This window comes from Acetomicrobium sp. S15 = DSM 107314 (genome assembly GCF_016125955.1).
Lineage (GTDB): Bacteria > Synergistota > Synergistia > Synergistales > Thermosynergistaceae > Thermosynergistes > Thermosynergistes pyruvativorans.
The window spans coordinates 26,302-38,814 of record NZ_JADEVE010000173.1 but is presented as its reverse complement, the minus strand read 5'-3'; the positions used below and the strand labels follow the sequence as shown (position 1 = coordinate 38,814).

13 protein-coding genes are annotated in these 12,513 nt (G+C 55.6%); 1 reads left to right on the top strand and 12 read right to left on the bottom strand.

Features of this window, described 5'->3' with window-relative positions:
- Positions 1-5 precede the first annotated feature (5 nt).
- The 9 genes from EZM41_RS04375 to EZM41_RS04335 all read right to left on the bottom strand — a co-directional run bounded on the left by EZM41_RS04375 (position 6) and on the right by EZM41_RS04335 (position 9,565).
- A complete protein-coding gene (locus EZM41_RS04375; protein ID WP_198469897.1) occupies positions 6-668 on the bottom strand; it encodes a ribulose-phosphate 3-epimerase in 663 nt (220 codons plus the stop codon).
- Between the two features lie 6 nt (positions 669-674).
- Positions 675-1,484 (bottom strand): BtpA/SgcQ family protein, encoded by an 810-nt coding sequence (locus tag EZM41_RS04370; protein WP_198469895.1) that lies wholly within the window; start codon positions 1,482-1,484, stop codon positions 675-677.
- 2 nt (positions 1,485-1,486) lie between these two features.
- A complete protein-coding gene (locus tag EZM41_RS04365) occupies positions 1,487-2,614 on the bottom strand; it encodes a M20/M25/M40 family metallo-hydrolase (protein WP_198469893.1) in 1,128 nt (375 codons plus the stop codon).
- A 24-nt stretch (positions 2,615-2,638) separates the two neighbouring features.
- Complete coding sequence (locus tag EZM41_RS04360) at positions 2,639-3,934, bottom strand: PTS galactitol transporter subunit IIC (RefSeq protein ID WP_198469891.1); 1,296 nt, start codon at positions 3,932-3,934, stop codon at positions 2,639-2,641.
- An 85-nt stretch (positions 3,935-4,019) separates the two neighbouring features.
- Positions 4,020-4,340: a PTS sugar transporter subunit IIB gene (locus tag EZM41_RS04355; protein WP_198469889.1), complete on the bottom strand. Its 321-nt coding sequence runs from the start codon at positions 4,338-4,340 to the stop codon at positions 4,020-4,022.
- Positions 4,341-4,537: 197 nt separating this feature from the next.
- Positions 4,538-5,308, bottom strand: coding sequence for an SDR family NAD(P)-dependent oxidoreductase (locus EZM41_RS04350; protein WP_198469887.1), 771 nt, complete (start codon positions 5,306-5,308; stop codon positions 4,538-4,540).
- Positions 5,309-5,332: 24 nt separating this feature from the next.
- On the bottom strand, positions 5,333-5,887 hold the full coding sequence (locus EZM41_RS04345) for a macro domain-containing protein (protein WP_198469885.1): 555 nt from the start codon (positions 5,885-5,887) through the stop codon (positions 5,333-5,335).
- A 32-nt stretch (positions 5,888-5,919) separates the two neighbouring features.
- On the bottom strand, positions 5,920-7,359 hold the full coding sequence (gene proS / locus EZM41_RS04340) for a proline--tRNA ligase (protein WP_198469883.1): 1,440 nt from the start codon (positions 7,357-7,359) through the stop codon (positions 5,920-5,922).
- A gap of 115 nt (positions 7,360-7,474) precedes the next feature.
- Positions 7,475-9,565, bottom strand: a complete 2,091-nt coding sequence (locus EZM41_RS04335; protein WP_198469881.1) for a patatin-like phospholipase family protein — start codon at positions 9,563-9,565, stop codon at positions 7,475-7,477.
- 200 nt (positions 9,566-9,765) lie between these two features.
- On the opposite strand from EZM41_RS04335, the gene EZM41_RS04330 reads away from it, so the two are divergent.
- The gene (locus EZM41_RS04330; protein WP_198469879.1) at positions 9,766-10,461 is read left to right on the top strand and encodes an aspartate/glutamate racemase family protein; all 696 of its coding nucleotides are present in this window, start codon (positions 9,766-9,768) and stop codon (positions 10,459-10,461) included.
- A gap of 9 nt (positions 10,462-10,470) precedes the next feature.
- Here EZM41_RS04330 and EZM41_RS04325 read toward each other — a convergent pair whose 3' ends face one another.
- From EZM41_RS04325 to EZM41_RS04315, 3 genes are read right to left on the bottom strand one after another with little or no spacing between them, the layout of a single operon-like run.
- Positions 10,471-11,559, bottom strand: coding sequence for a hypothetical protein (locus EZM41_RS04325; RefSeq protein WP_198469877.1), 1,089 nt, complete (start codon positions 11,557-11,559; stop codon positions 10,471-10,473).
- Positions 11,560-11,571: 12 nt separating this feature from the next.
- Positions 11,572-12,063, bottom strand: coding sequence for a chemotaxis protein CheX (locus tag EZM41_RS04320; protein WP_198469875.1), 492 nt, complete (start codon positions 12,061-12,063; stop codon positions 11,572-11,574).
- Positions 12,063-12,509, bottom strand: coding sequence for an endonuclease (locus tag EZM41_RS04315; protein WP_198469873.1), 447 nt, complete (start codon positions 12,507-12,509; stop codon positions 12,063-12,065). The genes EZM41_RS04320 and EZM41_RS04315 overlap by 1 nt, the downstream gene beginning before the upstream one ends.
- Positions 12,510-12,513: the final 4 nt, after the last annotated feature.

Here is a 12,513-nt window from a genome sequence, read left to right as displayed (position 1 = left end):
TTCCCTCACGATCGGCAGGAATTTGCAGCCTCGCGCAGAGCACGTAGATTTTCGGCGATCTCGCTATTTTTAAAGATTGCCCTGCCAACCACCACCGTATCTGCGCCAGAACGCACGACCTCGCCTATATTATCGAGCCCGATGCCGCCATCGACTGCCCATTCAATCCCGTTCAAAGCCGGATCTTTCTTCCCCTTAGAGATCTTGTCTAAAATCTCTGGCAGGAAAGGGCAATCGGGAAGCTCAGGCTCCGTCGTCAGCGTTAGGACAAAGGAAAGATAAGGGCGCAGGTATTTGAGGTCCGGCAGCGGAGTAGCCGGGTTCAGAGCGACCCCAGCTTTCGCTCCCATCTCAGCGATCATACGCAAGGTGCGACGCGGGTATTTGCATGTCTCAACATGAACGACAACGCGATCCGCTCCCATCTCTATCAAATAAGGCAACAGCCACTCGGGGTCATGCATCATCAAATGGACATCGAAGGGAATGTTAGTCAGCGGACGCAGGTCTCCTATGACCTTTACGCCTAACGTCATGACCGGCACAAACGACCCGTCCTCTACATCAAAATGGATGTAGTCTGCCCCTGCCGTTTCGAGCTCTTTCACCACAGAGGCTAAACAGGTTAACGGTGCCGATGCCAACGAAGGCGCAATCTTGACGGGCACGATTCGCTACTCTCCCCGAGCCTCTCTCGCCTTTTTCATGAAAGCCTTGACGCGGTTTGCATCGATGGGGTTCCACGTATTGCCATCGACTTTGAAAGCCGTGCCGACTATAGCGCCATCGGCGATGGCGAGCTGTTCAGCCACGTTCTCTAATCGTACGCCGGTGTTAGCAAATACCGGCACGTCCGGTACAGCCTCCTTTACGATCTTCAGGGTTTGTGTCGACGCCTCTCTGCCGGCGGTAAGGCCTGAGACGCATAAAACATCTGGCCTTGCGTTGAACGTCGTCGATCGAGCAATATCCGCGATATCTCGCGAACCTAAGTATGCCGCCGCCTCAGGGACGATATTGAAGAACAGGCGTACATGGTCAGCACCTATGGCATGCTGATGGCGGACGACCTTGCCGCAATTGGTGTTCCATAAACCGAAATCGCTGCCATAGACGCCGGTGAAGATTTCGCGCACAAAAGACGCCCCTGTGGCCATGGCCAAATCTATCGAGGCCTTCGGATCCCACAAGACGTTAACTCCGAAGGGCAACTTGATCTCAGGTTTAAGAGAAGCAACGATGCTTGCCATACACGCCACTGTAATGGTGTCAACCTCGGTCAGGTAGGGAAGGCTGAACTCGTTGGAAAACAACACGGCATCCACCCCGCCCTCCTGCAAAGCCTTAAGGTCACGAAGCGCGCATTCGTATATCCAATCCATGCCCTTGTCTAGTGCGTAACCCGGGTCTCCGGGCAGAGCCCGCATATGGCACATCCCGATGATCGGCTTTTTAGTTCCAAACAGTTCCCTCAGCCATTTCATGGTCACTGATGCCCCTTTCTCACGGTAATGGTCCCACGACTCAAGTCCACCTCTGGAGTAAAAGCCCTAGCCGTCGTCTCCACCAGGTCAACAGCCCAAGCGATGTCCGACTCGTGGCAAGTCTGAATTGGGGAATGACTATATCGCTGCGGTATCGAGATTCCCGCAATGACTTGGCCCTTTTTGCCTACGTAAAGCTGAAACGCCGGATCCGTTATAACCCCCACGATTACCTCGCGCTGTAGCGGTATGCCTTGCTTCTTCGCAACCGATTCTATAAATCGACGCAGTTTGGGCGAGGGGAAAAGGCCCGCCAGCGTGCCTCGGCCGTGAAAATCCATCATCTTTATTGCAGGACCATGGCCTAAAGCCACAGGATGAAGCGGCTCCTCGACAGGCGTGTCCGTAGCGATAGTAACATCGACAGATATGATGGCGTCGGGTTCAGTGGCAGCGATGGTAGGTAAAGAACCGCGGATGCTGAACTCTTCAAGGACCGTGAACGAAAAGACCAAGGTAGAAGGCGGACGGTTGCGAGCCAAAGCCCTGAGGGTTTCCAGCAAAACGAAAACCCCAACCCGGTTGTCGAGAGCTTTGGAAGAAATCATGCCATCCCCGAAACAACAGAAGTTGGGATGGTACAAAACAGGGTCTCCCACCTTTATTCCCGCTCCCTCCACGGCTTCACTGCTCGACAAACCCACATCTATAAACATGTCGTGGATGTTCGGAACCTTATATTTTTCTTCTGGTTTGGTGACATGGTGAGATTTGGGGCCCACGTAGCCCGTAACGATGCCGCCGTCTTCGGTCACTACATCGACACGCTGGCCGAGGAGCGTCTTTTCGGGCACACCGCCCACGCGCTCCACCAAAAGGAAGCCATCTGCGGTGACGTTGCGGACCACGAGGCCAAGTTCGTCCGTGTGGGCCTGCAACATCAGACGGCTGGCGGGATATTGTGACCCTGTTAAGATCCCCACCACGTTGCCCAAGTTGTCGATGCTGATGGAATCGACAATTGAAGCAATCCTATCATACAAAAAAGTGACCATGGCATCTTCGTGCCCGGACATTGCATGAATCGAACACAATTTTTCAAGAAGTTCCCAATCGAGCTCTCTTTTCACAAACATCGCCTCACACATTCTTACTTAACCGAACAACGCCCTCGCTATAGTGGTTATAATCCAGGCTATCCAGTTGCCGCCAGATAAGCCGGTTATCTGAACGGCGCCTTCCGGAATCGCATAGCCTATGTTCTTGGCAATCTGGGTGAGCAAAGGGGCAAAAGCGCTCGAGACATACAACACGACTACCATAATGATTGCACCGTATAAGATAGAGCGAAACAAGTTTCCCTTGGTAAGCGGCGGGACCATCGACACGAAGAAGGCAGTAGCGGCCAGATCAGCGGCAGGAAGCGTAGTGTTCCCTGGCAGAACGGCGGCTAAAAACAAAGCGATCGGGATCAGTATGATAGCCGCCGCAATCGTAATCGGGTGCCCTATCAAGATGGCGGAATCGAGTCCGACGTAAAACTCCCGGCCGGCAAAGCGCTTCTGCATGAAAGATCGCGCCGCCTCGGAAAGAGGCGTCAAGCCCTCCATGAAGATAGCGATTATACGAGGCACGAGCAGCATTACGGCAGCCATCTGCACCGATAGCATCAACACTTTGCCCAAAACTTCGGATGGGCCCATCTCCCCGGGATTTATACCGTAGGCGAGCACTCCAAAAAGCAATCCCAAAACGGCGCCCATGATTATCGGCTGCCCAAAGACACCAAGGCGCTTTTGCAGCGATTCGGAAGTCCAGTAAACCTCGCGCAAACCTGGAATTTTCTCGATTATTGCGTTTAAGATCTTGATGATGGGCACGCTGCTTACAGCCCAGCCTTGAGGTATGGAAACGCCAGGAATTTTAAAGAACTCCTGCACATTTTTGGCGGTCCAGTCCGCTATCAACAGAGCCACCGCGGCATGTATGGCAGCGGCTAACAAGCCCAGTGGCAGGTTGTTCCCCGTAACGAGATATACCAAAGAGCCAGTAAAGGCGTAATGCCAAAAATTCCACAGATCTACGTTTAACGTTTTCGTCCAATTTAGCAACAACATAATGACATTAACTCCCAAAGCTATTACGAATACCAGAGCCCCGACAGATGTGCCGAAAGCAATCGCCGCTGCTACGCCCCACCCCACGTCGAGCGAGTTCAACTGCAAACCCGTCGCCTCGACGAGCGCGCTCGTGGCGGGGCCAAGCGCATCGAACAACAAAGATATAACCAAGCCCAAACCGATAAAACCCACCCCTACGGTAATGGCCGATACAAAAGCACGACCAACCTTCTGGCCCAATATAATTCCGAGAATGAAAATAACGATCGGCAGCATGACAGGAGAACCCAAACCGGTGAGAAAGTTAAATGCTGTAGCCACAATCTCCATTCACAATCTCCCCTTTTTATTTAAGTTAGTTAAACGATGCGTCCAAAGGAATGCATCCATAAGCCTAACTAATTTCTTATTACGTTCAACCCTTCTTTTTCAAGATGCCTTCAATCTTATCGATGACTTCTTTTAAGCCTATCCCCGTAAGAAAGGGAATGCCGTCAACTACAGGCACATCTAAATCGAAAGGAACCTGAGCGGTCGATATAACGAGGTCCGCGTCGGTCGCATACATAGGGATTTCTTGCACTCGACATTGAACCGTGTGAACGCTTATGCCACGTTCCTGTAGCAATTCCTTGACTTTTATCGCTACGTGTGTTGAAGTGGCGATAGCCGTTCCACAAGCGACTATTATCTTATGTTCCTTACCCGGCCTCTCATCGGATGACGGTTGTGACATGCTATGCCTCCCACTATGATCAAGATTTTTCTACTTAACTTATTATTAATCAAACGGGACACGTTATACGATTAGCCCGTGCCTATCCCCCCTCGCAAAAAGCCACATGCGGCTCCCCATAAACCTCAAACTTGCTAAGCATCAGCACGCTATGACAGATGCACAGAAACGATGAGGGCGCCTGTGCGCCCTCATCGTCATGCGCCGTAAGACAGGTAGCCGCCGTCTACGGGGATGATCGTGCCGGTGACAAAATTAGAAGCCTCCGAGGCCAGGAAGACCACCGGCCCTACCAGGTCCTCCGCCTTGCCGTAACGGCCCAGCATGGTCCTGGCCGTTATGCGCGCCTCCACCTCGGGCTGCCCCAAAAACATCTCGTTGAGCTTCGTCTTGAACCATCCGGGGGCTATCGCGTTCACTCTTATGCCGTATTGCGCCCACTCTGCGGCCATCACCTTGGTTAGTTGTGCCACGCCGCCCTTGCTGGCGCAGTAGGCCGAAGAGCGCACTATGGCCAAAAAAGACCCCATCGACGCGAAATTGATTATAGACCCGCCTCCGTGGTCTTTCATGACTTTGGCCGCCTCGCTACCGAAGACGAAGATGGACTTGAGGTTGACGGCCATAGTCTTGTCCCACTCCTCGTCGGATAGCTCGAACATGGGCTTCTTAAAGAGCGTCCCCGGCATGTTCACCAATATGTCGAGGCGACCGAAGTCCTTGACTATCTTTTCTATCAAGTCCCTAACCTGAGACCTGTCCGTGGCGTCGACGGATACCCCCACGGAGCGCCTCCCGAGAGCGCGTATCTCACCGGCCAGCTGCTCGTTGTTCTTTAGGTTGCGACTCGCAGGAACCACATCGGCCCCGGCCCTGGCGAGTCCCCGCGAGACCGCCGTCCCGAGGGCACCGCTCCCTCCGACGGTGACGGCCACTTTGCCGTCCAAACTGAACATATTTGCGCTCATAACTTCACCCCCTGTAGAGGTTTATCATTGCCCCGATCCGGGATCGGTTTCAAGCGATTCCAACACTTCGCTGAAGACCCTAAAAGCCTCGTCTCCGTAGAGGTAAAAGGCGATCTCCTCGAGATTTGTATCCTCCTCTTTTAAATACAGAACAACCTCTTCGAGCATGGCCTTGGCGCATTCCCTCAAGGGAAAACCTCCGACTCCGGTGCCAAAGGCGGGAAAGGCGACGCGCTTTACGCCGAGCTCATCGCACAAGAAAAGGCTGTTCGTCGTGGCCTCCCTTATAAAGCGCTCGTTGGTCGTCAAGTCTTGGCCCATCACGGCAGCGTGTATTACGTAATCCACGTTCAACTGCCCGGCATCTGTCACGACGGCTTCCCCTACGTTTATGGGCCCTTTCGCCACGGCCTCCCTCTCTATCTCGACGCCGCCCTTCCTCTTTATCGCGCCGGCCACACCGCTTCCCATCCACAAATAATTGTTGGCAGCGTTGACGACGGCGTCGCCGTCGTAGTCGGTGATATCGCCTTTATAAAGGCGTATCGTAACGCCGCGCACCTTCTTTTCCGTCGCCATCGACATCACCCCTCCGGGGTTTTTATATATCGCTAATAGGCCTTGGCGAAGATGGCCAACCTGCCTCCGTCTTTTTTCGTGTAAAAGCACCTGCCCTTGCTATTATCGTTCAACGGCAGGCAACGAACCGTAGCGGTAGTAGCCTCTTTTATGGCCCTCTCCTCCGCAACTCCGCCGGCGAAATAGGCCTTTATGAAGCCGCCTTTTTCCTCTAACAGCCCCTTAAACTCATCGAAAGAACCCGCATGGTAGGTATTGGCCTCTCGAAATGCGAGCGCCCTCTCGTAAAGCGCCCTCTGCATCTCCTCCAATATGCGGGGCACGGCGCTATCCACAGCGTCCCAAGAGATTTCCTCTTTCTGCGCCGTGTCCCTCCTCACGGCCCTAAGGACACACCTGTCCCACTCGCGCTCTCCCAACTCGAGCCTCAATGGAATTCCCCTCTGGAGGTGATAGAAAAACCTATCGCCGGGGCGGAGGTGAAATTGGGAGTCCACGATTACGGAGCGGGGCCCGAGGGCGGCCTCCAGGCGATTGGCGAGCTCCCGCGCTTTCGGCAAGAGCGTGTCCTCGAGTTTCCTTTCATCGGTGCTGATGGGGATCAAAACCGCCTTCACAGGGGCCAAGCGCGGAGGCAACACCAAGCCGTCGTCGTCCGAATGCGTCATGATCACGGCCCCTATGAGGCGGGTTGAGGTCCCCCAGCTCGTGGTCCATGCGTAATCCATGTTCCCGTCTTTGTTTTGGAAGGAGATATCGAAAGCCTTGGAGAAGTTCTGGCCCAAGAAATGGCTGGTTCCCACCTGGAGGGCGCGCTTATCGCTCATCATCGCTTCGCACGTATAAGTGTTCAAGGCTCCAGGGAAACGCTCGCCCTCCGACTTCTCTCCCGTGACCACCGGAAGGGCAAGCACTTCTTCCATAAAAGAACGATAGACCTCGAGCATCTTCAGCGTCTCGTCTATCGCCTCTTCCTTCGTGGCGTGGGCTGTGTGCCCTTCCTGCCACAGAAACTCGGAGGTGCGCAAAAAAAGCCTCGGGCGCTTTTCCCAGCGCATGACGTTGCACCACTGGTTTATGAGTATCGGGAGATCTCTCCACGATTGCACCCACCTGCTGTACATATAACCTATCACCGTCTCCGAAGTGGGACGGATGACGAAAGGTTCCTCCAGCTCCTCCCCACCGGCATGGGTCACCACGGCACATTCGGGGGAAAAGCCCTCTACGTGTTCCGCCTCTTTCTCGAGAAAGGAAGCGGGTATGAGTAGGGGGAAGTAAGCGTTCGCGTGCCCCGTCTCCTTGAAGCGCGCGTCGAGCTGGCTTTGAATCGATTCCCATATGGCGTAGCCCCACGGGCGTATGACCATGCACCCCCTGACCGGGGCATAGTCGGCAAGCTCTGCGATCTTGATGACGTCCAAATACCACTGAGAATAATCTTCTTCCTTAGGCGTGATGTTTCTCGCCATAAAACCCCCTCACGTTGCCCACTCTTCGGGCAGGCTGGGTTTTTCCGCCCCCAGCCAGAGCTGTAATGGTCTTAACTGACATTTTAGACTGAGATCGAATACGACGCAACGAGAGCTATTGGCGCACAGGCTCGTCGTTAAGAGGCGGAGCGCCTATGGAGAAGCCGAAGGTCCAGTCGGAGCGATCGTCGTAAACCGCGTAAATACTGCCCCCAAAGAAGGCACTGGGGACAGAAAGGGCAACACCCACTTCCCACGCGTCTTCCATTTTACCCCAGCCGCCGTCGTACGTGGCGCCGGCACCGACGAAGAGATCCGCGTTCAATCCTCCCCACCACGTCTGCACCAAGGGGTGGCGCAACGTCGCCCTCAGCCAGAGGGCGTTCTCGCCCATCAGCGGGTGATACGCTCTGCTCAACAACTCGTCAAGGCCTCCCAAAGTGGCGGCATGGGCCGGGATGCTCTCGTCACCTATCTCCGCACCGCCCTCCAAGAGCAAGCGCCAACTCTCGGAAGGCGAAGCGGCCATGCGGAAAGAAAGCCTGGCCAACAGCTCTTCCTCGGCATACCATCCTAAAAACCGCGCGCTTACTCCGCTCTTGGGGTCTAAGGGGTTGTCCAAGCCCAAATAGGCCAATTCGGCCATAGGTCCCCAACTCTCTTCGTCTCCAGATCCATCGAGCCATTCGGCCATCAGTCCGTAGCTTGCCCTGAACTTGCCCCAAGAAATGTGATGGTTTAATGCGAGGTTGTAACGGGTCCAGGAAAGCCCACCTCGCCCTTCGGGTTCCACTTCCCAATCCTGGACGTCCAGGCGCACGCTCGTGCGTTCACCTCCGTGGGCAGGCCAAAAGTAAGCCAACCGCGCCCCCCACTGTTCGCCCACGAGAAATCGCGTCTTCAATTCATCCCCCTCGGAGGCGATATCCCTCACCGTCGCGTCGACGAAAAGCCATCTGTAGGGTGTGAGGTTGCTCGCGTAACCGTCCAAAACGAGCTGGCGAGGAGGGGTGCGGTGAGCTATAAACTCCAGCGCCACGCCGTCCGGGCCTTCCTCGATTTGATAATCAACCGCTCTAATGTCGCCGTAGGCATTCAGCTCCTCGCAAGAACTCACGACCGCTTTCACATCAAGCTCTCTGCCTATCCAATCGCTCCTTTTAGCCAAGAATTCCCGCTCAAGCTGAGACGGCAACCCCGTCACCGCGACGCGGGCCACCAGGGGTTTCTCCGCCACAAACTCTGGCGGCGATGGAGCCCTTTCGGCCAGTTTTGCCAGCTCCGGAAATGCCGCCGTAGCGGCTTCCTCTCCGAGGCGAACCGCCTCTCCTACTTTGGAAAAGTCAAGAAGTGGCAGCTCGTTCACGTTCGGCCTTATGACCAGATCCGCGAATTTGAGATCCTCCTCCACGTTGCCCCTCGTAAGGATGGTGATGGCTTGACCAACTATGCCAGCCAGGGAGCGGAGTTCATCCCTGCCGGCCAAGCCGCCGGACACGTCTACGGCGACGACCGGATAGCCCGGAAAGAGCTCCTTGGCTATCCTGACTGGGACGTTGGCCACCAGGCCTCCGTCAACGAGAATCCTGCCATCGTAAAGCCACGGCTCGAACAAACCCGGGATAGCCATAGAGGCTCGCATGGCGGAGGCCAAATTCCCACGGCGCAGGATAACGGCCTCTCCAGTCTCGAGGTCGGTGGCCACGGCAGCAAACGGTATGGGGAGTTTGTAAAAGTCCACAGCTTGTGCCCTTTGAGCCACGATGGCGGCGATTTCGTTCAACAACCTCACCGCCGGCAATCCCCCTTTTGGCCCGATCAGTTTGCCTTCTTCATCGAAGGAAAGCCTAAAGAAGGGGCGCCTTATCATGGCCTCCTCCTCGCCAGCGGGCACCATCTCGGGCAGAGCTCGGTCTGATAATATGGCAGTTAAGTCCAACTCTTCGATTAGCCCTTCTATTTCGCTTGCGCTGTAACCTACGGCGTAGAGCCCACCGATGATGGCTCCCATGCTCGTGCCCACTATGCCAGCAACAGGTATGTCCCGTTCCTCGAGGATTTTGAGCACTCCTATGTGGGCCATCCCCTTACCGCCGCCGCCGGAGAGGGCCAAAACCACCGCCTTCCCCTCGGAGGAAGAGGGAGAGCTCACAAGGAAGCAAAAAGAAAACAGGAGACAAGCTGCGAACTTAAACCTTGCGTTCACGGTCCATCGCCTCGCTCGGTAAGCTTATGGCAAAACGATATCACTCATTGCGAAATTTAACTACAAATGGGTGTTTTCCACCACAGCCGAAAGACCGAGTAGGATAGAATATAATATCGGCGCGGATGCGACAGTTCCGTCTGCAGGGGCTCTTCGCATTCGCCAACATGGTTACAAAACAGGCCAAAGGGGGTTTTTCTATGTCAAAAGGAGATAAAGTTTTAGGCGTGCTCGGCGGCATGGGTCCGGCAGCCACGGCGGAATTTTTGAGGTTGCTTACGATACTCGCCCCGGCCGCTAAAGACCAAGACCATCCGGTCGTCATCGTGCTTTCCAACCCCAAGATACCGGACCGGACGGAAGCCATACTCGGCAGGGGTGAAGACCCGACCCCATATCTAAAGGAGGGATTGCTCCGCCTGGTCGAGTGGGGGGCAGACCTTCTGGCAGTGCCGTGCAACACGGCCCACTATTTCATAGACCACTTCCTCGCCGAGATCCCCGTGCCCCTCATCCACATCGTCCACTCTACCGTCGAAAAGGCACGCCTAACGTCGCCGGAGGGGGCGTGGCTCGTGGCCACCGACGGAACGCGCGCTTCGGGCATCTACGAAACCTACGCCGCAAAGGTGGGATATCCGCTCTTTTTGCCCGAAGCCGAGGTGCAATCGGAGATCCAGCTCCTGATAAAGCTGGTCAAGGCTAATAAAATGGCCGAGGCGGCGGAGAAGATGCGCCGCGCGGCGGAGAAGCTGTGGGAGAAAAAGCCGCTGCCGCTCATGACCGCCTGCACCGAGACTCCCCTCGCTTACGACGCGGCCGGGCTGCCCCAAGAGAAGATGGTTTCGAGCCTCGCGTCTCTGGCCGAAGCGACACTTTCTGTCATCTATTCCTGACGGTTGCAATCACAGCAAAAAGAGGAGGATCCCTATGGCCACGGCGAGCATAATCACGACGATCAAAGGCATTTGCTTTTGAGAGTGTTCTTCCTTGAGCCCGGGAACCTTTACCTTTATGTCTCCGGGGGCGACGCATTTGAAATAACCGCCGCCTGCGAGCATCCCGTGGAGCTCGTAATGGCCATCCCTGAGAAGGCGGATCAGGTATATCTGCCCCTCGAGCGCCTCCTCCCCCCCATCGAGCAATATAGCCTCGCCCGCGCGTAGGTCAGAAAGGGGCCTTCCCTTGATCGGATCGACGAGGGGGCGAAAATAGAGGAGCTCTTCTTCTTGAGCTCCTCCCTCTTCTTCAGGGCTCTCTTCCGATGGAATCCCTTTTTCGCGGCGGGGTTCTTGGATCGCCCGAGCGATATAGTCGTCAAGGGCGTGCTGAAGCGAATGCACCCCGAGGGCCATCTCGCGCAATTCGGGCACGGAAACCTTGAATATACGGAGCGCTGACAGGGGGAGCGATCGCCCCGCCCGATCTCTGAGTTCCTTCTCGAGCTCCACGGCCTTCTTCAGGGCGATGACCTTCAGTTCGAGGTATTTTTCCTCGCCCTCCTGCGCCTCAGAGAAGGGCGCTTCTTCTGCCTCTATCAACAGTTGAGGGGCAGATTCGGGCCACACGGCGCGCACGTGGCGGGCAATCTGCTGGGCCATCCAGAAATCGGACTCGGAAACCGGAGAAGGCTTGCCGAGAGCAATGCCGGAAGCTAACTCGAGGACACGGTTCCAAAGCTTGAATGAACCGCTGTCTGCGCCATAGGGCACAGCCGAAGCCCCTTCCCAGATGAGGGCTTTATCCGGTCCGAAGAGCGCAGCCGCGACTATCGACACCTCGTCGGTGTAAGACATTACGACCCAGAGAAGGGTGTATTTCCTGCCCGAGCGGGCCAGAAAGCCCAACAGAGCTGCCGGGCTTTCTTTCGCGCCCGATTCCCTGTACGTCGCCATCAATCTTTCTATCTCGTCGACAGGCATCCCCACGACGTAGGCCAAAAGGTCCTCAAGGTGTCGCTCTTTGCTCTCTTCTCCCTGAACCACAGCCGTCACCTGATATGATCGTCATTCATGGATAGCCAACACCAAAAACACCATCCCGTTGCCCTCCACCCTAAAGGGAACCGTGAACGATTTCACCGACTCACCCTGAAACGAGACGGCTTTTATCTCATGGCCCACGAAAAGCTGCGGAGGGGTGAGGTCAATCCTCTCGGAGCTGACCTTCATGGTTGCGTGTCCGCCCACCATGTTGGCAAATTCCCCTATGACGCTCAGAGCAACGGGGTCGTTTACGTCCGGCTTGAGCATCCCTCCGGACATGGCCGTCACGTATTGGCTGAAGCTATCCTCGTTGATCATGACGGCCACCGTGCCCTGAACATTCGAGGTCACGAACCCCACAGAGGCCGCAAGGCGGCTACCCGGCGCGTTAACGCCCGGTTTAACGTTGGCCTTGTCTATCGTAACCGAGACCCCCAAGCTTTGGCTTACGGAAACCAAAGCTTCGCCAAAGCTGTTTACCAGTGCAGTTATTGTAGCAGCATCCAATCTCATTACCTCCACGAAGAAGCACGGAATCGCAAAACCAGAATCCACGCAGCTAAGTCGTCCAAATCCCGAGGCGGAACGAGAAGTGAAAGCGGTATGATCCTGCGCCATCCCCTGGGCGGGTGAAGCTTCCAATACAGAGAGCGGGCCTCGAGCGTCGAAAACGCCTCTTCGACCATGGCCACGCTAAATCCCGCTCTTTCTAATTCCGCCCTCACATCCTCCGCTCCAGTTCCTCCTCCTATAACTATAACATCAATGCGGCGCCCCTCCAAGGAGCCCGCATCTCCCTCCAAAAGCCAGGAAGTGAGCGATCCCCAAGACTGCGCCGCAACGATCCGCACAAAATCGCCAAAGAGAGCCTTTGGCACGACGCCTGAACCTAAAAGGCTTTCCCCTTCCACAAAGGCAAACCCCACCTTGGCTCGACCAGGGTCGATGCCCAACTCCACGGCA